This is a genomic window from Allobosea sp. 05T433 (assembly GCF_056396065.1).
The window spans coordinates 54,677-78,889 of the sequence record NZ_JBFTKS010000003.1 but is presented as its reverse complement, the minus strand read 5'-3'; the positions used below and the strand labels follow the sequence as shown (position 1 = coordinate 78,889).

Here is a 24,213-nt window from a genome sequence, read left to right as displayed (position 1 = left end):
GGCGGGATAGCAGGGGCGGGGGCGGATGTCATGCGCCGTCGGCAGGGGCGGCGAGGTCCTTGGTCATGAAATAGCGGGTCGCTCCGGGCGGTTCGAGCGCGATCTCACCGAAGACGCACCAGCCAAAGCGCTTGTAGAAGTCCGGCGCCTGGAAGCTGAGTGTGTACAGCACCGCCTTGCGGCAACCTCGGCGAAAACCCTCGGCCTCTGCCATCTGCAGAATGCGGGTGCCGAGGCCCGACCCGCGCTGGGTCTTGGGCACATAGAACAGGTCGATGAACAGCAGGCCGAGCGAGGTGCGACCGAGCAGGCCGCCAATCAGTTCATCACTCCTGCTGTCCTTGATGGTGATCGTCAGTGGCCTGTGGTCGCTGACGCCGCCCATCTCGACATTGTAGTCCCGCAGGCCCTGCGAGATCACCGCGTGGAGATCGGGATTGGCGGTGTCGGTCAGATTGACCGCGACGTCGGGCATCGTGCTGATCCTGCTGGCTTGGAGCCGGCATTCCTGCGGAACCGGCCTGGGGCAATCCGGGCCTGCATAACCGCTTCGGCGATGCTCTGCATCGGCGCGCCGGACATGACGGCTGCGCTTGCTCAGCCCGCCTTCTGCACGAACGAGTCCAGCACCATCTTCCGGCCCGCCTTGTCGAAATCGACGGTCAGCTTGTTACCGTCGACGCTCGCGACGGAGCCCGGGCCGAACTTGATATGGAAGACACGGGCGCCGGCATCGAAAGCGGAGCTGCCGGTCGATTTCGCCGTCAACTCGCCCTCGATCAGCACCGGGCCGCGCTGGCGGCCCGAGCCCGAGCCACCCTGGCCGAAACCGCGGCCGCTGTTGTCCGAGAAGCCTGAGCCGCCGCCGTTCCGCGCACGATTCTCCTGAGCGCGCTGCCAGCCTGGTGTCTGGTATGAGGAGCCGAAGCTTTCCATGCGGTCGAAGCGCGAGGCGCCGTAGCCGCCCTGGCTATAGGTACACGGCGCCTGCACGACCTCGACATGCTCCTCCGGCAACTCGTCGATGAAGCGGCTCGGCAGGCTCGATTGCCAGAGGCCGTGAATCCGACGGTTCGAGGCGAAGAGGAGCTTCAGGCGCTTGCGGGCCCGGGTCAGGCCGACATGGGCGAGGCGGCGCTCTTCTTCCAGCCCGGCGCGGCCGCTTTCGTCGAGCGCGCGCTGGTTCGGGAACAGGCCTTCCTCCCAGCCGGGCAGGAAGACAGTATCGAATTCGAGCCCCTTGGCCGCGTGCAGTGTCATGATGCTGACGCGCGCCCCGGCCTCGCCACCATCGGCATCCATCACCAGCGAGACGTGCTCAAGGAAGGCCGGCAGGTCTGGGAACTCGTCCAGAGAGCGCACCAGTTCCTTGAGGTTCTCGAGGCGGCCGGCGGCATCGGCCGAGCGATCCTTCTGCCACATCTCGGTATAGCCGGATTCCTCCAGCACCTGCTCGGCAAGCTCGCCCTGCTTCATGTGTTCGGCCTTGGTCGACCAGCGGGCAAAGGCCTCGACCAGTTCGCGCAGCGCGGTGCGGGCCTTCGGCTTCAGTTCCTCGGTCTCGACCACGGCACGGGCCGATTGCAGCAGCGACAGGCCGGTTGCCCGGGCGTGGTTGTGCAGAAGCTGGACCGTCGCGTCGCCCAGCCCGCGCTTCGGCACATTGACGATGCGCTCGAAGGCGAGATCATCGGTCTGGCTCACCACGCAGCGCAGATAGGCCATGGCGTCGCGGATTTCGGCCCGCTCATAGAAGCGTGGGCCGCCGATGACGCGATAGGGCACGCCGACATGGACGAAGCGCTCCTCGATCTCGCGCATCTGGGCGGAGATGCGGACGAGGATGGCGACCTCGGCAAGGTTTTCGCCCTTGCTCTGCATCGCCTCGATCTCGTCGCTGATCAGGCGGGCTTCCTCCTGGCTGTCCCAGGCGCCGGTGATCGTGACCTTCTCCCCGGCTTCGTCCTCGGTGCGCAATGTCTTGCCGAGCCGGCCTTCGTTGCGGGCAATCAGTTTTGAGGCGGTGGCGAGGATATGCCCGGTCGAGCGGTAGTTCCGTTCCAGCCTGACCACGACCGCGCCGGGAAAATCGTGCTCGAAGCGCAGGATGTTGTCGACCTCGGCGCCGCGCCAGCCATAGATCGACTGGTCGTCGTCGCCGACGCAGGCGATGTTGCGCCGGCCCTGCGCCAGCAGGCGCAGCCAGAGATACTGGGCGGTGTTGGTGTCCTGATATTCGTCGACCAGGATGTAGCGGAAGCGCTCATGATAGGTCGCGAGCACATCGGCATGCTCCCGGAACAGCGTCAGGCAGTGCAGCAGCAGATCGCCGAAATCGACTGCGTTCAGCGTCTTCAGCCGCTCCTGATAGGCGGCATAAAGGGCGCCGCCCTTGCCTCCGGCGAAGACGCCGGCTTCACCCGGCGGCACGTCCTTGGGGGCAAGCCCGCGGTTCTTCCAGCTGTCGATGAAGCCCGCCAGCATGCGGCCGGGCCAGCGCTTCTCGTCGATCCCGGCGGCCGTGATGACCTGCTTCATAAGGCGAATCTGGTCGTCGGTATCGAGAATGGTGAAGTCCGAGCGCAGATCGAGGAGCTCGGCATGGCGGCGCAGGATCTTGGCCGAGATCGAGTGGAAGGTGCCGAGCCAGGGCATGCCTTCGGCCACGGGGCCGACGAGGCTTGCGATGCGCTCCTTCATCTCGCGCGCTGCCTTGTTGGTGAAGGTCACCGAGAGGATCTGGGACGGATAGGCGCGGTTGGTGGCGATCAGATGGGCGATGCGCGTGGTCAGCACACGGGTCTTGCCGGTGCCGGCGCCTGCCAGGACCAGAACAGGGCCATCCGTGGCCTCGACCGCTTGCCGCTGCTCCGGGTTGAGGCCTGCCAGATAGCCTGCCGCCGGCTGTGCGGCGGCGCGGGCGGCGAGGCCGCCGGGGCGGGGCAGAGGGGCGGACGTGGTGTGATCGGACAAGGCTTCAGGTCGCTTTGATCGTGATTCGTTCCAGAGGCAATATAGGCTGTCGCGCCGCAGATTGCTGGATAAGGCTGTTGGGCGTTGAATGCTCGCCCGATCGTCAGGACGCGCCGCGATGAATGTGGATATCGCCTCCCGCCATTCCACCCATGAAGTGACGAACCAGGTTCCCATACTGTGCGATTACGACGCCTTCGCGGCTGATCCCGTGTTGCAGGCGGCGGCCACCGCCTTCGATGCAGGCTGGGCCTCGGAGCGCCTGCACGCGGCAGGGCGCATTGTCGGCTCGGCGCAGGTGCAGGACCTGGCGCGACTGGCGAACAGGTTCCCGCCCGAACTCAGGACGCATGACCGGTTCGGCAACCGCATCGACCAGATCGAGTTCCATCCGGCCTGGCACGAATTGATGGGGCTTGCGATCGAGCAGGAGACCCATTCGCTCGCATGGAACAGGCCGGGCCCGGGCGCACAGGTGGCGCGTGCTGCGCTCTCCTATCTCTGGAGTCAGGGCGAAAGCGGCATCTGCTGCCCGATCAGCATGACCTATGCCGCGATCCCGGTCCTGAGGCAGGAACCCGACCTCTGGAGCAAGTGGGGCGCCCTGGTCAGCTCCAACCGCTATGACCGCCGCCAGACGACCGCCTCCGCCAAGACAGGGGCGACCGTCGGCACGGCAATGACCGAGAAGCAGGGAGGCTCTGACCTGCGCCAGACCCAGACCATCGCCGAGGACAATGGCGACGGGACATGGTCCCTGACCGGGCACAAGTGGTTCTTCTCGGTGCCGCATTCCGACCTGTTCCTGACCTTGGCCCGAACCGCCGAGGGCATTTCCTGCTTCGTCGTGCCGGGCTGGCTGCCGGACGGCTCGCGCAACGGCGTGGCGATCCAGCGGCTCAAGGACAAATGCGGCAATCGCTCGAATGCCTCGTCCGAGGTCGAATTCCGCGGTGCGATCGGCCAGATGATCGGCGAGCCAGGCCGGGGCCTGCGCACCGGCCTGGCGATGAACCAGGGCTCCCGGCTGGACATTGCGGCGGCGTCGGCCGGGCAGATGCGGCTCGCCGTTTCGCTGGCGGCGCATCACGCGGCCCATCGGCGCGCCTTCCAGCGCGGGCTGATCGATCAGCCGATCATGCAGAACGTGCTGGCCGATCTTGCGATCGAGGCCGAGGCTGCAGCCTGGCTCGCCTTTCGGCTGTTTGCGGCGCTCGACCGTCAGGAAACGAGCGAGAGCGACCGGTTGCTGGCGCGGATCGGCGCGCCGATTGCGAAATACTGGGTCTCGAAGCGCGCGCCGGCGGTGGTGGTCGAGGCGCTGGAATGCCATGGCGGCAACGGCTTTATCGAGGAAAACCCCATGGCCCGGCTCTATCGGGAGGCGCCGCTCAACAGCGTCTGGGAGGGCTCGGGCAACGTCATTTGTCTCGATGTGCTGCGCTCGCTGGAGCGAGAGCCGGGCTCTCTCGTGGCGCTGATCGAGGAGATGCGACGCGCGGCCGGCGCCGACAATCGCTTTGATGCGCATTTGAGCGCGCTGGAGTCGGAGATACCCACTTTGGTGCGAAGCGAAGGACAGGCGCGGCGGCTGGTCGAGCGGCTGGCGCTGGCGCTGCAGGCCTCGTTGCTGCTGCGCCACGCACCTCACATGGTCGCAGACGCCTTCATCGCGACGCGGCTCGAGGGGCGCTGGTCGGGCCATTTCGGCGATCTGCCGGCGTCCGTGGATGCTGCCGCGCTGGCGCATCGGGCCGTCCCGGCGGTGGAATAGCACTCACGCGTTTGCGCGGCCGCCCTCCCGAAGGGGAGCGCGGCCGGCCGACTGGCTCAGGCCTCGGCCGGAGCGAAATCCATCGCCACGCCATTGATGCAGTAGCGCAGTCCGGTCGGTGGCGGGCCGTCAGGGAAGACATGGCCGAGATGGCCGCCGCAGCGGGCGCAATGCACCTCGGTGCGCTGCATCATGTAGCTATTGTCCTCGCTGATACCGACCGCACCCTCCAGTGGCTGGTCGAAGCTCGGCCAGCCCGTGCCGCTCTCGAATTTCTTGCCGGACTGGAACAAGGGGTTGCCGCAACCGGCGCAGGTGAACCGCCCGGCGCGCTTCTCGAAATTCAAGGCGCAGGAGCCGGCGCGCTCGGTGCCATGCCCGCGCAGCACGTGGTACTGCTCCGGGGTCAGGCGGCGGCGCCACTCCTCGTCGGTCAACTGGAATTCGAACTCACCGGCTTCCCTGACCTTGCCGCCGAACAGTCCGGACAGTCCCATCGTCATTCTCCCGTTCAAAGGTTTCGGGCGGAATATGGGGATGATTGCGCTCCACGTCAGCCCGCCCTCACGGATAGCTGATCCGCAAGGCGCGTCACCCAACCGTCACGCGACTCCTCTAGTCGGCTCGCCATCACAACGGACCGCGCGAGGAACGAAGAATGCAGACGGCGCGTACGGTTCGGCGGGAAACCACAATGGGCCTGACCACGGCGGTGCATCGCAGCAAGCCGCTGTCGCGGGCGGGGATGTTGGAGCGCCTGTTCACCCTGGCCTTTTCCGGGCTCGTCTATCCGCAGATCTGGGAAGACCCGGTCGTCGACATGGAGGCACTGGACCTGCGCCCCGATGATCATGTCGTGGCAATCGCGTCCGGCTCCTGCAACATCCTGTCCTATCTCACCGCCAACCCGGCGAAGATCAGCGCTGTCGATCTGAATGGCGCCCATATCGCGCTCGGCAAGCTCAAGCTCGCCGCACTCGACAGCCTGGCAGGCCATGAGCAGTTCCTGCGCTTTTTCGGCGAGGCGCAATCGCAGGCGAATATCGCGCTCTATGACGCCGAGATCGCGCCACGCCTCGATGCCGTCTCTCGCAGCTACTGGGAAGGCCGCAGCCTGAGCGGGCGCCGGCGCATCCAGGTCTTTGCCCGCAATTTCTACCGGTACGGCCTGCTCGGCCGTTTCATCGGGGCTGGACATCTCCTTGGCCGTACGCTCGGCTGCGATCCGCGCGTGATGCTGCAGGCTCGCGACATGGCCGAGCAGCGCGCCCTGTTCGACAGGCATATCGCTCCCGTCTTCGACAAGCCCCTGGTGCGTTGGCTGGTGCGCCAGCCGGCCTCGCTCTATGGGCTGGGCATCCCGCCGGCCCAGTACAAGGCCCTCGCGGCTGACGGCGACGCCGGGATACGCGGCGTGCTCCGGCGCCGGCTTGAAAGGCTGGCCTGCGGCTTCGACCTGAAGTCGAACTATTTTGCCCGGCAGGCCTTTGGACGGGGCTATGCGACGGACGAGAACGCATCCTTGCCGCCCTATCTTGAAAGCCGGAATTTCGCGGCCGTTCGAGAGCGGGCGGGCCACGTCGCCTATCACCAGAGCGCGATCACGGCCTTTCTCGAGAGCCAGCCTGCGAAGAGCTGCGATGCCTATGTGCTGCTCGATGCTCAGGACTGGATGAATGATGCGGATCTCACGGCGCTCTGGACGCAGATCACGCGCACGGCGCGACCCGGCGCCCGCGTAATCTTCCGGACGGCTGCCGATGAGCGGCTGCTGCCGGGCCGGGTGCCGGCCTCGATTCTCGCGCAATGGCGCTATGAGGAAGCACGCAGCCGCGAGCTTGGAGCGCGCGATCGCTCGTCGATCTATGGCGCCTTCCATCTCCATGTGCTGCAGGGGGCGGTGGCATGAGCGCTGGCCGCGCCACGACCGAGGCCGCCGGCCTGATGGACCGGATGTATCGCCACCAGCGCCATATCTATGACGCCAGCCGCAAATTCTATCTGCTTGGCCGGGACCGGCTCATCGCCGAGCTCGATCCTGCGCCGGGCAGCGCGATCCTGGAAATCGGCTGCGGCACAGGGCGCAACCTGATCAAGCTCGCCCGGACCTATCCGGGCACGCAGTGCTACGGTCTCGACGTCTCGGCCGAGATGCTCGCGACGGCGGAGAGAAGCGTGGCACGATCGGGGCTCTCGGAGCGCATCCATCTGGCACAGGCAGACGCGACCTGCTTCGACGCGGCGGCCCTGTTCGGGCGCGATGGATTTGATCGCATCGTCATCTCCTATGCGCTCTCGATGATTCCCCCCTGGCGGGGCGTGATCGCTCAGGCGCTGCGGACGCTGACGGCAACCGGTTCACTGCATATCGTCGATTTCGGCGACCAGACCGGCTTGCCTGCGTCGTTCAGGGCCGTGCTGAATCGCTGGCTGACATTGTTTCACGTCACGCCAAGGCATGATCTGCCCGAGGCAATCGCCGAATTGTCGCGGATCGAGGGCGTCGAGAGCCGCACGACCCGGCTCCTTCGCGGCTACGCCATCCATGCCGTGGCAACGCGGCGGGCCGCCTGAGCAGCGGGTGCTGGACGCGCCATCCTTTGGCCTGTAACGCCATGGAATGGCCGAGGATACGACGTCTGTTCGCAGGGAAGGGCAGGTCGAAAGACTGCGGGACGGCCTGCGCCAGCTCTACCATGGCCGCTCTCCCGGGGCGATGCGCTTTCAGCTTGCGACAGCGGTCGTCGACCTGCTGATCATCGCCTTCTTCATCGCGACACCGCTGATCCGCGAACGGCCGCTCTTCTATTGGCTCGATTACTCCGTCGCCGTGATCATGGTCATCGAGATCGGCGCGCGAATGCTGGCCTCCTCGAAGATTCCGCGCTTGCTGCGCCGGCCGAGCATGCTGCTCGATCTCTTCATCCTGGCAACACTGCTCGCGCCGCAATGGCTGGAGAATTTCGGCTTCCTGCGCATCCTGCGGCTCTGGTCGCTGTCACAGCGTGGGCTGATCTGGGAACGGCTGCGCGCTGCGGGCTACCCCGAGTGGGAAAGCGCAGCACGGGCGGTGGTCAATATCGTGACCTTCCTGTTCGTGGTGACGGGCTTCATCTACACCTTCTTCTTTCGCGAGACGGCGGGCTTCGCGGGTTATGTCGACGCTTTCTATTTCACGGTCGCGACCGTGACGACGACGGGCTTCGGCGACATCACCTTGCCCGGCACCGCCGGCAAGCTGACCTCGATCGTGGTGATGATCGTCGGGATCTCGCTGTTCGTGCGTCTGGCGCAAGCGATCTTCCGGCCCAACAAGGTCACCTTTCCCTGCCCGCAATGCGCACTGCAGCGGCACGAGCCGGACGCCGTGCATTGCAAGGCCTGCGGGCATGTCCTGAAGATCCCCGATCACAACGACTGATCAGGAAATCTCCACACCCTTCCAGAAGGCGACGCGGTCCTTGATCTCGGCGGCAGCGGCCTTGGGCTCGGCATAATACCAGGCGGCGTCCCTGTTCTCAGCGCCTGCGACGACGATCGAATGGTAGTTGGCCGTGCCCTTCCACGGACAGATCGACGTCGTCTCGCTTGGTTTGAAGAATTCAGAGCGGATCGCGCTGCGTGGAAAGTAGTGGTTGCCTTCGACCACGACCGTGTTGTCGGATTTTGCCAGAACGGCGCCGTTCCAGGTTGCCTTGACCATCTCCGCCCCTTTCGGCCGTCGCTGATCGCCCAAGATGGGGCTGCGTCGGGCCCAGTGACAGGGGCAGGCAGCCTGCGCCGGCTCTGCCGCTCTCAGTGGCGCGTTTCGAGCTCGCGCTCGTCGTGCTGATCCTCGACCGTGATCGTCGTCTTCTTCGGCATGCCGATGATGCGCCCGATCGTGGCCGGCAGCGGCATGCGACAATGCGCCGCTTTCATCAGGGCGAGATTGGCCAGGATATCGGGCGGAAACGGCGAAACCTTGCGGGTCGCCATGTCGACATGCAGCGAGAGGTTTTCACTCGTCGCCGCGAGCCAGCCTTCGCTCGCATGCCGCATTTCGAGATAGTAGTGCAGGCGCTTTTCGTCGAAGGCGATCAGTTGTGCGGTGACCCGCACGAGGTCGTCCTCGGTCAATTCGCGCTTGTAGAGGATATGGCATTCGGCCGCGAAATAGGACGCGTTGCGCGTGTCGACATAGTCCTGGTTCAGGCCGACGAGCGAGAAGACCTCGTCGACGGCCCGATCGAACAGCACGTGATAATAGGCCATGTTGAGATGGCCGTTATAGTCGATCCAGGGCGTTTCGACCCGCATTGCGGACGATACGAAGGGGGAGAAGAACAGCGCCGGAGCGCGGATCTCGTCTTTCATGGCCGCCTCCCGCAGAGTTGTTGCGTGCGGCGGAACGGAACTCCACTGACACGCTACCATCGTCTTGAAGACGCCGCCGGACGAGCTATGCCCTGCCTGATGCACCGCCTCCCATGCGCCCGGCGATCTTGCCGCCGGCGGCGACACGCAGGACAAACCCGCCTGCTATCGCTACGGTCTGCCTCGTCAGATTCAACCGCTTCCGAAGCCGACCAGTTCCAAGTTAAGCGCCAAGCCCGGAAAAAGACAATGAGCCTTTTTGCAACTGCTTCTTATGCCGCCTCTGCCGCAACCCTGCCGCCGTCGCCGGCTGCGATCGAGGCGGTGACGCGGGCGCTCGCCGCCCGATTCGGCAACAGGCTGGTGACGAGCCTGGCGGTACGGGAGCAGCACGGCCACACGCTGACCTGGATTCCGAACCAGCCGCCGGATGCGGTCGTCTATCCGCAGAGCACCGAAGAGGTGTCGGAGATCGTCAAGCTCTGTGCGAGCCACGGCGTCCCCGTGATCGCATTCGGCACGGGCACCTCGCTCGAAGGCCATGTCAACGCGCCGTTCGGTGGCGTCTGCGTCGATCTCAGCCAGATGAAGCGCATCATTGCCGTTCATGCCGAGGATCTCGATTGCGTCGTCGAAGCCGGCGTGACCCGCAAGGAACTCAACGAGCATCTGCGCGACCAGGGGCTGTTTTTCCCGATCGACCCCGGCGCGGATGCGTCCATCGGCGGCATGGCGGCGACACGCGCCTCGGGCACGAATGCGGTGCGCTACGGCACGATGAAGGACAATGTCCTTTCTCTGACCGCGGTGATGGCCGACGGCTCGGTCGTGAAGACGTCCAGCCGCGCGCGGAAGACCTCCGCCGGCTATGATCTGACCCGCCTGCTCGTCGGCTCGGAGGGCACGCTCGGGATTATCACCGAGGTCACGCTCAAGCTGCACGGCATCCCGGAGGCGATTTCGGCCGGCGTCTGCCCGTTTCCTTCGGTGAAGGCAGCCTGCGACGCGACCATCGTGACGATCCAGTCCGGTCTGCCGGTCGCGCGCATCGAACTGCTCGATGATGTGATGATCCGTGGCGTGAACCTGCATTCCAAGCTCGGCTTGCCGGAGACGACGATGCTCTTCGTCGAGTTCCACGGCACGGAGGCCGGCGTGAAGGAGCAGGCGGAGCGCTTCGGCGAGATTGCCGCCGATTTCGGCGGTGGACCCTTCGACTGGGCGACCAAGGCCGAGGACCGGTCGAAGCTTTGGCAGGCTCGCCACGACGCTTATTGGGCTGCTCGCGCCTTGCGGCCGGGCGTTGAATCGGTCGCGACCGATGTCTGCGTGCCGATCTCCCAGCTTGCCGAATGCGTCGAGGAAACCAAGCGTGACATCGAGGCCAGCGGTCTGATCGCCCCGATCGCCGGCCATGTCGGAGACGGCAATTTCCATACCCAGCCACTCGTCGACCTCGCCGATGAGGACGAGATGGAGCGCTGCCGCGGTTTCATCGACCGGCTGGTGAAGCGCGCCCTCGCCATGGGCGGCACCTGCACAGGCGAGCATGGCGTTGGTCAGAAGAAGATCAAGTATCTCGAGATCGAGCACGGCCCGGCGACACTGGATGTGATGCGCCTGCTCAAGCGCTCGCTCGACCCGCAGAACATCCTCAATCCAGGCAAAATCCTGGTCTTGTGACATCCAGACAGCTTGCGCGGCGGTATCGGGAACTGGAATGTCGTGATCTCGCCGCGAGTTGGCGGCAAGATCGCATAACCGCCGACAAGAGGGATGATGCTAAAAGGTGCGTGAGACCCTGACCGTTCTGGCCGGTCTCCTGGTGCTGGCATTGCTGGCCGCGTTGATCGGACCGGGCTTTGTCGATTGGCGACTGTATCGACCGCAGATCGAGGAGCGCCTCAGCGCTACGCTCGGCGCGGAGACGCGCGTTGCCGGCGGCATCGGCCTGAGATTGCTGCCGTCGCCGCGGCTGACCCTGGCCGATGTCCGCATCGGCGATCAAGGTGGACAGGCGAGCCACGCGACGATCGAGCATCTCACCGTCGAGCTTGCATTGACCGAGCTTGCGCGTGGTGAGTTCCGTTTCTCCGACGCTGATGTCGAAGGCGCGACGCTCTCGCTTGTTGCCAATGATGCAGGCGCGGTGCTGCTGCCGCATCCGATTGGTGCGGGCCTGCCTGTGCAGACCAGCCTCGACCATTTCAGCGTGCGCCGCTCGGCGCTAATCTGGCGGGAGGCGGGCAAGGACCCCGTCACAGTGTCGCCGATCGCTGCGGAACTCACCGCGGTCAGCCTTGCCGGCCCATGGCGCATGGAGGGCGAGGTCGGCGGCTCCTCGTTGCGCCTCGCGACAGGAACGATCGAGCCGGATGGTCGCCTGCGCGCCAAGGCCACCGTGACGGGGGAGGAGGGCCAGCTCAGCTTTGACGGCGCCTTCCTGTTGCCGACCGAGAAGGGCGGCGTCACACCAGGACTGGACGGTCTGTTCACGGCTGCGCCGGGTGGAGCCGTCAGCCTTTCGGGGCGGGTGAGCGGCGGCAGTCACCTGTTCGAGTTGAGCGGGCTTACGGTCGATCTTGCCGGCGGCGTTGCCCGGCTGGAGGGCGAGGGGCAGTTCCTGCCCATGCAAGGCACAGGCTCGGTTGCCTTGCGGGCGCGGCGCGTGGATGGCGACGCGCTGGCCACGGCACTTGGCGAACGCGTTGGCTTTGCGCGGGCCCTGCGCGGGCTTCCCGGCGCGCTCGATCTCAGCCTCGATCTCGATCAATTCGCGTGGCGCGGCGAGGATTTTTCGGCTGTCGCCCTGCGTGGGCGGCTGAACGAGGTCGGGTTGGCCAATGCATCGGCCTCGCTGCGCGTCGCAGGCGCCCTGGTCGGTGCAACGGGCGCAGTCGACGCCACAGGATTTCGTGGCAAGCTCAACCTCAAGGCGGATGACGCGCGCCGCGTCGGGCTGGCGCTGGCGCGGGCCGGGCTCGATCCAGCCCTCTCCGACCTGATTGCAGATCTGAGGCAGATCGATGCGGAAGCGGTTGGCGATTGGAGCTCGGAACAGCTGCGCTTCGAGCACCTGACCATCGCCGGGGCTTCCGGCGTCAGGCTGGACGGATCCGGAGAGATTGCCGCGGATCGGCTGGCGGCAAAGCTCGCGGTGCAGGGGCTCGATCTCAATACCCTGCCAGCGGGCGGGAGTTTCGCCGGGTTGATCGGGACGCGCGACCTGGCGCTCGACCTGTCGCTGAGCGGAGCCCGTTTTCGCAATGCGCCGCCCGGTTCCGCCCAGCTTGCTCTCGCACGCGAGGGCAGCAACTGGCGGCTCAGCCGGCTTGCCGTCGACGGGTTCGGCGGAGTTTCAGTCAACGGCGCCGGTGCGCTGCTGCCGGAAGGGGGCGAAATCTCCGGTCGCATTCGTGCGCCACGCTTCGAGGCGCTTGCAGCCCTTGCCGGGCCGCTTCTGCCGGAGGCGCTCCGTCAAGCGCTCGGGCGCGCCGGGGACGGGCTCTCACGGCTGGATTCAAGCTACCGCCTGACGCGCACGGTGGCCGGCGACACGGCCCTGCTGCTGGAAGGCGGCGCGCAAGCCGGAACGCTGGCCCTGAATGCGCGGTTGGACCGGAGCGGGACATGGACCGGAGCCAATCTGCGCTTTGATCTTGCCGATCGTCGACAGCTCTTCGCCGCTCTCGGCCTGCCGGTACCGATGCAGGGTGGACCTGGCAGGCTCGTTCTCGACCGTCAGCAAGGGCGCCTCAGTGGCTCGCTGGCGGGGCCTGGATTGTCGATCGTGGTCGACGGCGAGGCGGGCGCCGATGTGCCGCGACTGACCGTGCAAGCGGATCGTCCCGGCCAGATCCTGCCGGAGGGGCTCGCGCGCGCCCTGCCCGATGCGGTGCTGGACGCGCATGGCATGGTTCGCTTCGCCAGCGACCAGATCGCGCTTGATGGTCTTGTCGCCAATCTTGGCGGAAGCAGTGCACGGGGGACGCTGGCCTTGCCGAGAGAGGGGCCAATCTCCGGCAAGCTCGCGCTGCCATATGTTGATCTGAGGAGCGTGATCGGCTCGTCCCTGGGAACCGCGGCGGCATCTCCGGGCAGCAACTGGTCGGCGGTCCGTTTCGGCATGGCCTCGGGCCTTGGCGAGATCAGCCTGTCGGTCGAAGCCAAATCCCTGCTCTTCAGTGATGATATCGCCCTGAACGATGCGGCTTTCTCCCTGCATGCCAGCCCCGGCGAAATCCAGATCGAGGCGCTCTCGGGAAGCTATGCCGGTGGTAAGGTCTCCGGGCGGCTTACGGCACGGCGTGAAGGCGGGCTTGCGCAGCTTTCCGGCCGGATCGCGCTGGCGCAGCTCGATCTCGCGATGCTCACCGGCAACGCACTTGCCGGGAAGCTGTCAGGTCAAGTGGAGGGCGGTGGTTCCGGAGAGAGCCCCGCGCGGCTGGTTGCGGGGTTGGGGGGAGCCGGTAGTTTCACCATCGCAGGCGCGAGTCTCACCCGGTTCGATCCCGGTGGCTATGCCCGCGTCATTGCCGGGACCGGAGAGGATGCATCCGAGAGCGAGACCAGCCGTTTGCAGACCCGGCTGGCGGATGCTCTTGACCGCGGCTCATGGCTTTTGGGTGATATTACGCTGCCCTTCACGCTCGCCGGTGGCCTCGTGCGGCTCGCCCCGTTGACGATCGAGCGCGGGGATCTCCAGGCCGAGGCAAGTGGAGTGATCGACCTCAGGGCGCTGACCGCCGATCTGAGGCTGGGGCTGCGCCCACTCGGCCCGTTGCCCAAGGGCTGGCCGATGGCGGCGCCGGCACTTGGCGTGGCGTGGCGCGGGCCGCTATCGGGACTGCGGCGCGAGACCGATGTCGGAGCTTTCGCGAATGCCGTGGCGGCGCGAGCGCTGGCCCGCGAGATGGAGCGGGTCGAAGCCTTCGAGGCGGATGCACGCGAGCGCGCAATGCATGCGCGCCGCCTGCGCGCCGAGCGTGAGATGCGTGAGAACGAACGCAAGCTTGCAGACTTCCTGAAAGCGGAGGAAGAACGCCGCCTTGCCGAGGAGAAGCGCGCCGAAGACGAGCGCCGTGCCGCGGAAGCGCGCGCCCTGGAAGAAGCCAGGCGCGCCCAGGAGGCGCAACGTCTCGAGGAGCAGCGCCGGGTGGAAGAGGCCAGGCGAGCAGACGAGGCGCGGCGCAGAGCGGAGATCGAGGCGCGCGCTGCGGCAACGCGTGCAGCTCAACCTCAGCATCCTGGCGGCCCGCTGATCCTGCCTGGCGCACCCCGCGAGAATTTTCCCGAGCAGATTTTGCGACCGGTGACACCGGCTCCATCGCTGGGACCGCCCCTGCAGATAGAGCCCGTGCCGCGTCCGCTCTCGCGGACTCCGTAGCCGGACTGACCGACGAGCTTCACGCCGTGATTCCAGTATTTTCCGGTTTGAAGCGGCGTGTCCATCAGCCTCGAAACTGAGCGGATCTGGCTCCTCAGGCGAGGCGATGCCCGTCAGCCGCGTCCCGCCAGGCGCTGGTAATGCGCCAGCACGTGCAGGCGCAGCGCGGAGGAGAGATTGGCCTCGCCGCGGCGGGAATCAACATCGGCGACGAGTGCGGCAAGCGTGCGGCGCTCCTGCCCGGCAATCTCCTTGAGTGCCGCCCAGAACGGCTCCTCGAGCGATACGCTGGTGCGGTGCCCGGCAATGGCGAGAGAATGTTTGCGCTCGCGGCTCACCCCGGGGTCTCGCCCTTGTCATCGGGTGAAAGCGCAAGCTTGTGACCGTCGAGTTCGTGGATGGCCTTATCGCGCCGCGCTTCAGTCAGGCTGCGCTCGGCTTTGCTCCGTCCGAAGTCGATACGGTTCTGGTCGGCCTTGGCTTCGGCCGCTACGCGCTGGCGCTGTTTGCGGGCGCGCCGGAGATTGATGATCTCTGCCATTCCGCCCGGCCTTGTTCAGGACGGGCCGAGCATGCGCTCGGGCCGCACCGTGCTGTCGAACAACTCGGCGTCGACACCGGCCCTCAAGGCTTCCTCGCGCAGGGTCGTGCCATTGTGATGGGCGGCCTTGGCGATGTTGGCAGCCTTGTCGTAGCCGATGGCCGGTGCAAGTGCTGTGACCAGCATCAGCGAGCGGGACAGCAACTCGGCGAGCCGGTCCTCATTGGCGACGATCCCTTCAATGCAGTGCACGCGGAAGCTGTCTGCGGCATCGGCGAGCAGCCTGACCGATTGCAGGAAGGCGGCAGCGATCACCGGCTTGAAGACGTTCAGTTCGAGATGGCCCTGGCTCGCGGCGAAGCCGATTGTCGCCTGGTTGCCGTGAACCTGTGTGGCCACCATGGTCAAGGCTTCGGCCTGGGTCGGATTGACCTTGCCGGGCATGATCGAGGAACCGGGCTCGTTCTCGGGCAGGCTGATCTCGCCGAGACCCGAGCGTGGGCCCGAGCCCATCAGGCGGATGTCATTGGCGATCTTGAACAGATCCATGGCAAGCGCGGCGAGCGCGCCATGGGCGGCGGTGAGCGCGCCATGGCTCGCCAACGCCTCGAACGCATTGGCGGCGGGGCGGAAGGGCAGGCCGGTGAGCCCCGCCATTTCCTTGGCAAAGAAGGCGGCGAAGTCGCGATGGGTGTTCAGGCCGGTGCCGACCGCCGTGCCGCCTTGGGCCAGCGCATGCAGCCCGCCGAGCGAGGCCTCGATCCGCCCGATGCCAAGATGGATCTGCGTGGCGTAGCCCGAGAATTCCTGGCCGAGCGTGACGGGCGTCGCGTCCTGGAGATGCGTCCGGCCGATCTTGATCAGCGAAGCGAAGCGCTGTGCCTTGTCCTGCAGTGCCTGTTCGAGCTTGCGCAGGGACGGAAGCAGCAGGCGCGAAATCTCGAGCGCCGCGGCAATATGCATCGCGGTCGGGAAGCTGTCATTCGACGACTGGCCACGGTTGACCTGATCGTTGGGATGAACCGGGCTCTTCGCGCCGAGGCCGGCGCCGAGGATCTCGTTGGCGCGGTTGGAGAGGACCTCGTTGACGTTCATGTTGGTCTGGGTGCCGGAGCCGGTCTGCCAGACGACAAGCGGGAAGTGGTCGTCGAAGCGACCGCCCAATGCTTCATCCGCCGCCTGGCCGATGGCGCCGGCGACACGCTGGTCGATCAACCCCAGCCGCGCATTGACGTGCGCGGCAGCCTTCTTGACCAGCACGAGAGCATGGATCAGCGGGAGCGGCATGCGTTCGCTCGGTCCGCCAATGCGGAAATTCTCGAGCGAGCGCTGGGTCTGAGCACCCCAGTAGCGATCTGCAGGAACGGCGATGGGGCCGAAGGAGTCAGTCTCTGTGCGGGTGTCCGGCATAGGCTCTGATCAGGTCTTCTTGCGGAAGGAATCGAGACTGACGACCTGCGCGCCGCCGCCTTCGTCACCATCCGCGACCGCGTCGGCCTTCGCCGGGTCCGCTTCGTCGTCGGTGGCTGCCTTGTTCTTCGCAGTGGCACTTGCGGATTGTGGCTTTACCGGGAGCGCAAGCGGCGTTGGGGCGGCTACGCTGGGCTCGGACCCGGCTCCGCGTGGTGCCTTTCCGGCTCCCGCGGTCTGATCACTCGCCGAGGCTTCTTCAGGAGCCTCCTGGGTTTCGAACTTCAGGCCGAACTGGACCGAGGGATCGAAGAAGGTGGTGATCGAATCGAAGGGCACCAGCAGCCTTTCGGGCACGCCGGAGAACGAGAGACCGACCTCGAAGGCGTGGTCGCTGACGTTGAGGTCCCAGAACTGATGCTGGAGCACGACCGTCATCTCGTCCGGGTGCTTTTCGCGCAGTCGCTGCGAGAGGCGCACGCCAGGGGCCGTCGTGCGGAACGTGATGTAGAAATGGTGCTCACCCGGCAGGCCATCGCGGCTCGCCTCGGCCAGGATCTTCCGTACGACACCCTTCAGCGCGTCCTGCACCATGAGATCGTAGCGAAGAATATCCTGTACCATCGTATCGACTATCCGTGTCCGCTTCCGAGCAAGGCAGAAAGTCGCCGGCCCTCGCATAAAAAAGTGGAGGCTTCTGTTGCCAGGCGCCTCCGAGCCCCGCCTTACGCGGCTAAGCGCAAGGGCTTTGGTTTGGGAACCAGCACCGCTTACGCGGCGACAGCAACCCGAGCATTGTTGTCGTTGGCAACTATGCAATGGCCCGATAACGGCGGAACCATGCCGAGCAAAAGAACGACCTTTACACCCTCGTCGATCCTATTTCGCCCCCGCCGGAGCCCGTCTCGCGAATCGCGCACGGGCTCTGGTGGAGGCGCCGGGTACCGCCCCCGGGTCCGAAAGGCTTATTTCGACGTTCGTTTATCGCCATAGCCGCTCTTGCGAGTGGCAAACCGAATATAGGGACTCGGAGCGCGCGGGGAAAGAGAGCATCGTCACTCCATCCGAAGCAATTTCGCCGGCTCTCACCGGGACGGAATATCGAGATTTGGCTCATCCCGGATGATCCTGAGGACCTTGCCGTTACTGACGCTGACATCGATCGCGATCTCGGCGCCGTTACTGTCGACCCCGCCGAGCTCCCAGCGACCGCCATGGCGCTCGATATCCTCGATCCAGACCATGCCGTGATCGATAGCGATCTCGCGGGCTTCCGTAATCGAGATTTCACGGGTGCTCGGAGCGGGGGACGGCATGGTGTTGGCGGCCACGGCAGGGAAGGAGAGCAGGACGGCGACCGGCAGGAGCCACATTGCGCTGCGAATCGACATTTTGGTTCTCCCTAGCCTGAACAGAGGCAGGGAGCGGCTCAATCATGGCTTTGTTTCGGCTGGTCTGAGGCGCTTCCTTGCGGCTTATCGCATTGCCGTGAGCGCATGTGTGCACTGCAATGCGATGGCTCCAGACGATGCGATACCGTCTCCAGGATGTGCGATGCCGGAGAAGGCCCAGTGGGGAGGTTCGCACCACCGTTTGGAGGCGGCGGTGCATTGGAACGGGGCCGGCGAGTGAGGCCGCTGCCTGTGTATGCTGCACGGCGGCAAACCTGCCGATGCCTGGTGACCTCGAAGCCTGTCAGTATATATGTTGCACGCACGGATCGTGCCGCTAACACACATGTTCAGGGCCAACGAGCCTGGGAGTGGCAAGAGCTCCCGGACTCTTCGCGGAGGCGGCTAGTGATCAGAAGGCATCCAGAATTCCAGTATCTCGACCTGCTTTCCGACGTCCTGGAGCGCGGAGACGAGCGGTTGGACCGTACTGGTGTAGGCACTCGCTCGCTTTTTGGCGCCATGGTGCGATTCGATTTGTCGGATGGCAGTGCGCCTATCCTCACGACGAAACGCGTCTATTGGAAAACCGCGGTCAAGGAGATGCTCTGGTTCTTGACCGGGGGCACCAATATCCAACCTCTGCTTCGCGAGAACGTCCGAATCTGGACCGACTGGCCGCTTGCGCATTATCGCCGTGAGACAGGCGAGACCATCTCGCAGGACGCGTTCGAGCAGCGTGTTGTCGAGGACGACGCCTTTGCTGCTCGCTGGGGCGAACTTGGCCCTGTCTATGGCAAGCAATGGCGCCGCTGGCTGGGCGCCGACGGCCGCGAGCATGATCAGATCGCGGCACTGGTCGAGGCGCTGCGGACGAATCCAACGAGCCGCCGAATGCTCTTCCATGGATGGAACGTGCCGGAACTCGGTGCGATGGCGCTTCCGCCTTGCCACATGGTGTATCAGTACCACGTGACCTCGGATGGGCGGCTGAACTGCCTCTTGTTCCAGAGGTCGGTTGATCTGCTCCTCGGAGCTCCGTTCAACTTTGTCGGCGCCGCTGCACTGCAACTCATGCTGGCCCAGCAGGCGGACCTCCGTCCTGGCGAACTGATCTGGGTGGGTGGGGACGTCCATCTCTACCTTAATCACCTGGGGCAGGCCCGGGAGCAGGTTTCGCGTGAGCCCCGGCCATTTCCCACGATGCGGCTCACCCGACGGGCGGCGACGATAGACGAGTACCGCATCGACGATTTTGACGTCGAAAGCTACGCGCCTCACGCGGCGATCAAGGCCGACGTGGCGGTCTGAGCTCGATCGTTCTAGCCCAGCTGAGTTTTTCAGGAGCAGTGACCGCGACCTCTCCGGGGAGTTCGGGCCGCGCCGTCGACGTCGGTCGAGCGCTGAAATGAGGTTGTCCGACGAGAATTGATGCGGGTTGCGCATCAGGCGCAGGATATTCTTGCGTTAGATCAATTGGGCTGGCGTCAGCATCTGCAAGACTGCGCTCTCAATGGCATCCAAGAGGCACGGATATGCTTCGAAGGAACCGACGCATCCTTGGTCGCAATCGTCTCACTTCTAGCAAGTGCGAGATAGGCGGCAGCCCCCGGCTTTGCCTGCTGGAGCATTCCAGGAGACGCCTCGTAGGCTCGATCCATTCCAACTGCGCTGCAGTGCTGGCTAGCATGGATCCCCCCAATTCATCGGCGCGGGAGCCTGCCCCAGGCCAAGATACGATCTGCAGGAGATAGCCGCATGTCACCGGCAAGGGCGAAACCCAGCAGCATTAGCTATGTCAGCATCATGGCTCTGGTTTATCCCGGCCCAGACGCAGAAGGGCTCATTGGGCTCGCCGCATCGCTCGCCCACCGGTTTTCGAGCCGATTGATCGGCATCGCCGCTGAAGATTTTGTCCTCCCGTACTATGGCGACGGGGCGGTCGCAATGGACCCCATACTGGTCGAGAATGCCAAGAGGGCGGCAGCGGAGAACCTTATCGAGGCCGAGAAGGTTTTTCGCCGGGCCGCGGGGACGACGAGCAGGATCGAATGGCGTTCGACGGTCTGCCAGCCTCGTGGCTTCATCCTGGCGCAGTCACGTGCCGCCGACCTCGTGGTGCTGGGCCGACGTGCTCCCGGCGACGTGAGCGATAGCGGCATGGCGGTTGGGCCTGAAGAACTCATCATGGATCTTGGGCGCCCCGTTCTTCTCGTGCCACCCCGGTTCGAGTTTCTTTCAGCCAAGCGGATTGTGGTCGCCTGGAAGGGCACAAGGGAAGCCCGGCGCGCCATCTGGGACGCCCTGCCGCTCCTCAGGCAGGCCGAGGCGGTGAAAGTCGTTTCCGTTGGCGCGGACGCTGGCGAGCAGGGGGTGGAGGACGTCTGCCACTACCTGTCCGAGCACCATGTCTCGGCGCGTCCCGTGCTGCGGCAGGACGGTCTCGGCGATCCAGTCGACCAGATCACCGAACTCGCCCGGCAAGAAGGGGCCGATCTCATCGTTTCCGGGGCATATGGGCATAGCCGCATGCGCGAATGGATTTTGGGCGGTGTGACAAACGATCTGCTCAAGGCCGCGCCGACATGTTGCATGATGTCCCATTGAGGCCGGGAACTCCGGCGCAGGGATGCGTCGCGATGTCCCGCGGGCCACTTGGACTGGCTGCGCCCGCAGATTGCAGCACGCGACCGAGGTGTTTCAACTTGGGGTTCGTTCAGGAGCGGCAGCGATGCCCATACGACTCAGCTTCTTCGGTGCTGCGCAGTCCGTGACCGGCTCATGTTTCCTGCTGGAGACACTGGGAGCGCGCGTGCTGGTCGACTGCGGTATGTTCCAGGGGGCAAAGACCGAAAAGGAACTGAACTACCGCGCATTTCCATTCCGGGAGTCAGCGATCGATGCTGTTCTGTTGACTCATGCACATATCGACCACAGCGGGCTCATCCCGAAGCTCGTCAAGGGTGGCTTCGCAGGGCCTATCCTTGCCACCGCGGCGAGCATCGACCTCTGCGCCATCATGCTGCGGGATTCCGGTCACATTCAGGAAAATGAGGTCAGGCAGCTCAATCGGCGCAATGCGCGTCGGGGCCGTGATCGCGAGGTAGACCCCATTTACACCGCGGAGGATGCTGAGCGCAGTCTCATACAGTTCAAGGCTGTGACGTATCACGAGTGGGCGCTGGTTGCGCCCGGAGTGCGCGCGCGGTTTTGGAATGCGGGCCACCTGCTTGGTTCCGCGTCAGTCGAGGTCGAGCTCGAGGAGCTGGGGGGCGATACCCGCATGCGCATCCTGTTTTCAGGCGACATCGGCCCCCAGAACAAGCTGTTGCAGCCCAATCCGGAGGCGCCGCGGGATTTCGATTACCTCGTCTGCGAGTCAACCTATGGCGACCGCGACCGCATCGAGACGAACTCGGGCGGTCGACGCCTGCTGTTGCGAGATGAGGTGAGAGCAGCCGCGCGTCGCAATGGCGTACTTCTCGTTCCGTCCTTTGCGGTCGAGCGGACGCAGGAGCTTCTCGTCGATCTGGTCGGCCTGATGAAGGATGGCGAGATCCCGCCTACTCCCATCTATGTCGACTCTCCTCTCGCCACCAAGGCGAGCGGCGCCTTTCAACAGCACGCAAGCGAATTGGAGCACGGTGACGAGCTTGTTGCCGCACTTCAGGGCGGCAACGTACGGTTCACCGAGACCGTTGAGCAGAGCAAGGCTCTTGACCTGCGGCAAGGGTTTCATGTCATCATTGCAGCCAGCGGCATGTGCGAGGCTGGGCGGATTCGCCACCGGCTGAAGAACTGGCTCTGGCGCGAAGACGCAACCGTCCTGTTCGTCGGGTTTCAGGCACAAGGCACGCTCGGGCGGATCCTTCAGGATGGAGCGAGGCGCGTTCGCATTCAGGGCGAGGATATCGACGTGCGGGCGCGCATCCGCTCGCTCGACATGTATTCCGGCCATGCCGACGGTTCGGAACTGGAGGCCTGGGTTCGCGAACGTTTGCCGCTCCGACTGAACCTTTTTCTGGTTCATGGGGAGGAACCGGCCATAGCTGCCATGCGGATGCGGTTGAGCAGGTCGCTCCGGCCCGAGCAGATTTTGTCACCCCTGCTCGATGATACCTACGAACTGACTGCTAACGGCGCAGAACCTGTTGCGATCGGCCTCCCGCGGCGCATCTCTCCGGATCAAATTGGTCGGCTTGACTGGCACAACGAGCGCTCGCGCCTCCTGCTCGATATCGACGAGGCTATGGACAAGGCCGCAGACGAGCGTTCGCGCGGCGTGATGATCCGGCGTTTGCGAAGAGCACTTGCAGGCGAAGAATAGGTGTCGCCAAATGCCGCGACGGTCGATCTCAGGGACGCCTTGAAAGGACACGGCGAAGGGCCTTTTCTCCCCGCAGCGGTGAAACACACCCAGCGCCATGGGGGCTTTGCGCCGAACGGCTCTTGATTCGGATCAAGGCGGGACGGCAGGCCATGTTTCATACTGAACTTCGATGGCCAATCATTTTATAGATTGGATCGTGGTCGCGGTCGCGCGCGACAACGGTCTCGGGGCGCTTGGTCAACAGCCTGGAAGCGGCGCTCGACAGGAGATTCCCATGTTCGTCGAAGCGGTGATGACAACGCCGGTTATCAGCATCCGGCCCTCGACATCGGTCGCTGAGGCTGCCCGGCTCATGTTGGCTCACAGGATCAGTGGCCTGCCCGTCGTCGAGGGCGACGGGACGCTGGTCGGGATAGTGAGCGAAGGCGATTTCCTGCGCCGGAGTGAACTCGGGACCGAGCGCAAACGATCCTGGTGGCTCGAATTTCTCGTCAGCCCCGGAAAGGTGTCCGATGAATACGTCCATGCCCATGGCCGGAAGGTCGAAGAGGTCATGACGAATGGAGCCGTCACCATATCCAAGGGGGCTACGCTCGACGAGGTCGTCGAGATGATGAGTCGACGCAGCATCAAGCGCCTTCCCGTCGTGGACAACGGCAAGATCGTGGGTATCGTCGCTCGATCGGATCTCTTGCGCCCGATGGCCCGCGCGCTGTCGCCAGGCGATACGCAGGCGACGGACGACGAGCAGATCCGAGCTGCCATCCAGGCGGAGCTTTCCGGGCAGAGTTGGGGTGGGGGCGGGCTCATCCGCGTCCATGTCGATAAGGGCGCTGTCGAACTGACCGGGACGATCTTCGACGAACGCGAGCGACGCGCAGCGCACGTCGCTGCTGAAAACGTCGCCGGCGTCAAATCGGTGTCAGATCAACTCGCCTGGGTCGAGCCGATGTCAGGGGTCGTGGTCCTGCCAGAGGAGATCTCGCCAAATGAGATCTCGAAAGCCCGGTGACAGCTGCCAGGGATCTGGGCGGATGAGAGCCATGGTGCTGCATAGGATCGGCCAGCCCCTGTTTCTCGAGGAGCGGCCAGACCCGCTGCCAGGTCCCGGCGAGATCGGGGTGCGGATCGAAGCCTGCGCCGTCTGCCGTACCGACCTGCATATCGTCGATGGCGAACTCACCCCTCAGAGGCTGCCGATCGTTCCGGGGCACGAGATCGTCGGTATCGTGGAGACGGTCGGCGCGGGCGTTACAACACCAGCCGTTGGAACGCGGGTCGGGATCCCCTGGTTGGGGCACACCTGCGGCCATTGTCCCTATTGTGCTTCGGGGCGCGAAAACCTCTGCGACGCGCCGACATTTACCGGGCACACTCGCGATGGCGGCTTCGCGACCCATGTCGTGGCGGATTCGGCATTCGCCTTTCCACTCAATGGATTCGACGATCCGGTCGCCACCGCACCGCTGATGTGCGCCGGGCTGATCGGTTGGCGCTCGCTTCGGATTGCCGGGGAGGGACGCAGGATCGGCTTCTATGGCTTCGGCGCTGCTGCCCACATCCTGGTGCAGCTATGCTGCTGGCAGGGGCGCGACGTCTATGCCTTCACGCGCAACGGTGACGAGGCGGCGCCGACGCTTGCGCTTTCGCTGGGGGCGCGGTGGGCAGGGAGTTCCGGCTCGGCGCCACCCGAGCAACTGGATGCGGCGATCATCTTCGCTCCGATCGGCGATCTGGTGCCGGGCGCGCTGCGATCGGTGCGCAAGGGCGGCCGGGTTGTCTGCGCCGGTATCCACATGAGCGACATTCCGCAGTTTCCCTACAAGATTCTTTGGGAAGAGCGGCAACTGGTTTCGGTTGCCAATCTGACGCGGCAGGACGCGACGGAGTTTCTCGCCATCGCTCAGCAGGCCGATGTGAGGACGACGACAACGGCCTATCCACTCGACGGKGCGAATGTGGCTCTTGCCGACCTTCGGGCGGGACGGCTCCAGGGCGCCGCAGTACTGGTTCCCTGACCCTGTCACATGGGCTGGAACGTCCGGATACGAA

General features: G+C 65.0%; 21 protein-coding genes and 1 other RNA gene. 11 read left to right on the top strand and 11 right to left on the bottom strand.

Annotated elements, in window-relative coordinates; genetic code table 11:
* Nucleotides 1-28: 28 nt before the first annotated feature.
* A complete protein-coding gene (locus tag AC1DGP_RS04610; RefSeq protein ID WP_476769523.1) occupies nucleotides 29-475 on the bottom strand; it encodes a GNAT family N-acetyltransferase in 447 nt (148 codons plus the stop codon).
* Nucleotides 476-597: 122 nt separating this feature from the next.
* A complete protein-coding gene (locus AC1DGP_RS04605) occupies nucleotides 598-2,973 on the bottom strand; it encodes an ATP-dependent helicase (RefSeq protein WP_476831776.1) in 2,376 nt (791 codons plus the stop codon).
* Between the two features lie 118 nt (nucleotides 2,974-3,091).
* Here AC1DGP_RS04605 and AC1DGP_RS04600 point away from each other — a divergent pair, with 118 nt between their 5' ends.
* Entirely contained in the window at nucleotides 3,092-4,747 is a 1,656-nt protein-coding gene (locus tag AC1DGP_RS04600; protein WP_441505347.1) for an acyl-CoA dehydrogenase family protein, read from the top strand.
* A 56-nt stretch (nucleotides 4,748-4,803) separates the two neighbouring features.
* On the opposite strand, the gene msrB is transcribed toward AC1DGP_RS04600, so the two are convergent.
* Entirely contained in the window at nucleotides 4,804-5,244 is a 441-nt protein-coding gene (msrB, locus tag AC1DGP_RS04595; RefSeq protein WP_441489291.1) for a peptide-methionine (R)-S-oxide reductase MsrB, read from the bottom strand.
* Nucleotides 5,245-5,405: 161 nt separating this feature from the next.
* Between msrB and AC1DGP_RS04590 the strand changes: the two genes are divergently transcribed.
* Genes AC1DGP_RS04590 through AC1DGP_RS04580 form a run of 3 tightly spaced genes read left to right on the top strand, consistent with a single transcriptional unit; the run spans nucleotide 5,406 to nucleotide 8,168 of the window.
* A complete protein-coding gene (locus AC1DGP_RS04590) occupies nucleotides 5,406-6,656 on the top strand; it encodes a BtaA family protein (RefSeq protein ID WP_441489290.1) in 1,251 nt (416 codons plus the stop codon).
* Nucleotides 6,653-7,321: a class I SAM-dependent methyltransferase gene (locus tag AC1DGP_RS04585; protein ID WP_476831775.1), complete on the top strand. Its 669-nt coding sequence runs from the start codon at nucleotides 6,653-6,655 to the stop codon at nucleotides 7,319-7,321. Before AC1DGP_RS04590 ends, AC1DGP_RS04585 begins: the two co-directional genes overlap by 4 nt.
* 46 nt (nucleotides 7,322-7,367) lie before the next feature.
* Nucleotides 7,368-8,168 (top strand): potassium channel family protein, encoded by an 801-nt coding sequence (locus AC1DGP_RS04580; RefSeq protein WP_441489288.1) that lies wholly within the window; start codon nucleotides 7,368-7,370, stop codon nucleotides 8,166-8,168.
* Here AC1DGP_RS04580 and AC1DGP_RS04575 read toward each other — a convergent pair whose 3' ends face one another.
* Both AC1DGP_RS04575 and AC1DGP_RS04570 read right to left on the bottom strand, forming a co-directional pair.
* Nucleotides 8,169-8,450 carry a DUF427 domain-containing protein gene (locus tag AC1DGP_RS04575; protein ID WP_441505349.1) on the bottom strand — a complete coding sequence of 94 codons (282 nt, stop codon included), beginning with the start codon at nucleotides 8,448-8,450 and terminating at the stop codon, nucleotides 8,169-8,171.
* Nucleotides 8,451-8,542: 92 nt separating this feature from the next.
* Nucleotides 8,543-9,103: a thioesterase family protein gene (locus AC1DGP_RS04570; protein WP_441489286.1), complete on the bottom strand. Its 561-nt coding sequence runs from the start codon at nucleotides 9,101-9,103 to the stop codon at nucleotides 8,543-8,545.
* 249 nt (nucleotides 9,104-9,352) lie between these two features.
* On the opposite strand from AC1DGP_RS04570, the gene AC1DGP_RS04565 reads away from it, so the two are divergent.
* Together AC1DGP_RS04565 and AC1DGP_RS04560 are read left to right on the top strand one after the other, a co-directional pair.
* Nucleotides 9,353-10,786 (top strand): FAD-binding oxidoreductase, encoded by a 1,434-nt coding sequence (locus AC1DGP_RS04565; protein WP_441505350.1) that lies wholly within the window; start codon nucleotides 9,353-9,355, stop codon nucleotides 10,784-10,786.
* Nucleotides 10,787-10,892: 106 nt separating this feature from the next.
* Nucleotides 10,893-14,489, top strand: a complete 3,597-nt coding sequence (locus AC1DGP_RS04560; protein WP_476831774.1) for an AsmA family protein — start codon at nucleotides 10,893-10,895, stop codon at nucleotides 14,487-14,489.
* A gap of 113 nt (nucleotides 14,490-14,602) precedes the next feature.
* Here the strand turns inward: AC1DGP_RS04560 and AC1DGP_RS04555 are convergent, their stop codons facing one another.
* The 6 genes from AC1DGP_RS04555 to AC1DGP_RS04530 all read right to left on the bottom strand — a co-directional run bounded on the left by AC1DGP_RS04555 (nucleotide 14,603) and on the right by AC1DGP_RS04530 (nucleotide 17,831).
* The gene (locus AC1DGP_RS04555) at nucleotides 14,603-14,827 is read right to left on the bottom strand and encodes a ribbon-helix-helix domain-containing protein (protein WP_069879848.1); all 225 of its coding nucleotides are present in this window, start codon (nucleotides 14,825-14,827) and stop codon (nucleotides 14,603-14,605) included.
* Complete coding sequence (locus AC1DGP_RS04550; protein ID WP_441505352.1) at nucleotides 14,824-15,030, bottom strand: DUF4169 family protein; 207 nt, start codon at nucleotides 15,028-15,030, stop codon at nucleotides 14,824-14,826. The genes AC1DGP_RS04555 and AC1DGP_RS04550 overlap by 4 nt, the downstream gene beginning before the upstream one ends.
* A 15-nt stretch (nucleotides 15,031-15,045) precedes the next feature.
* Complete coding sequence (gene fumC, locus AC1DGP_RS04545) at nucleotides 15,046-16,440, bottom strand: class II fumarate hydratase (protein WP_476831773.1); 1,395 nt, start codon at nucleotides 16,438-16,440, stop codon at nucleotides 15,046-15,048.
* Between the two features lie 9 nt (nucleotides 16,441-16,449).
* Nucleotides 16,450-17,064, bottom strand: a complete 615-nt coding sequence (locus AC1DGP_RS04540; RefSeq protein ID WP_476831772.1) for an SspB family protein — start codon at nucleotides 17,062-17,064, stop codon at nucleotides 16,450-16,452.
* Between the two features lie 62 nt (nucleotides 17,065-17,126).
* Nucleotides 17,127-17,489: a transfer-messenger RNA gene (gene ssrA / locus AC1DGP_RS04535) on the bottom strand.
* Nucleotides 17,490-17,525: 36 nt separating this feature from the next.
* A complete protein-coding gene (locus tag AC1DGP_RS04530; RefSeq protein WP_441505354.1) occupies nucleotides 17,526-17,831 on the bottom strand; it encodes a PepSY domain-containing protein in 306 nt (101 codons plus the stop codon).
* A gap of 411 nt (nucleotides 17,832-18,242) precedes the next feature.
* Between AC1DGP_RS04530 and thyA the strand changes: the two genes are divergently transcribed.
* From thyA to AC1DGP_RS04505, 5 genes are all read left to right on the top strand, one after another.
* Nucleotides 18,243-19,142, top strand: coding sequence for a thymidylate synthase (gene thyA, locus AC1DGP_RS04525; RefSeq protein ID WP_441505375.1), 900 nt, complete (start codon nucleotides 18,243-18,245; stop codon nucleotides 19,140-19,142).
* Nucleotides 19,143-19,718: 576 nt separating this feature from the next.
* Complete coding sequence (locus AC1DGP_RS04520) at nucleotides 19,719-20,438, top strand: universal stress protein (RefSeq protein ID WP_476831771.1); 720 nt, start codon at nucleotides 19,719-19,721, stop codon at nucleotides 20,436-20,438.
* Between the two features lie 124 nt (nucleotides 20,439-20,562).
* Nucleotides 20,563-22,158 carry an MBL fold metallo-hydrolase RNA specificity domain-containing protein gene (locus AC1DGP_RS04515; protein WP_441505356.1) on the top strand — a complete coding sequence of 532 codons (1,596 nt, stop codon included), beginning with the start codon at nucleotides 20,563-20,565 and terminating at the stop codon, nucleotides 22,156-22,158.
* A gap of 277 nt (nucleotides 22,159-22,435) precedes the next feature.
* Nucleotides 22,436-23,173: a CBS domain-containing protein gene (locus tag AC1DGP_RS04510; RefSeq protein WP_476831770.1), complete on the top strand. Its 738-nt coding sequence runs from the start codon at nucleotides 22,436-22,438 to the stop codon at nucleotides 23,171-23,173.
* Between the two features lie 22 nt (nucleotides 23,174-23,195).
* Nucleotides 23,196-24,179 carry a zinc-dependent alcohol dehydrogenase family protein gene (locus tag AC1DGP_RS04505; protein ID WP_476831769.1) on the top strand — a complete coding sequence of 328 codons (984 nt, stop codon included), beginning with the start codon at nucleotides 23,196-23,198 and terminating at the stop codon, nucleotides 24,177-24,179.
* Nucleotides 24,180-24,213: the final 34 nt, after the last annotated feature.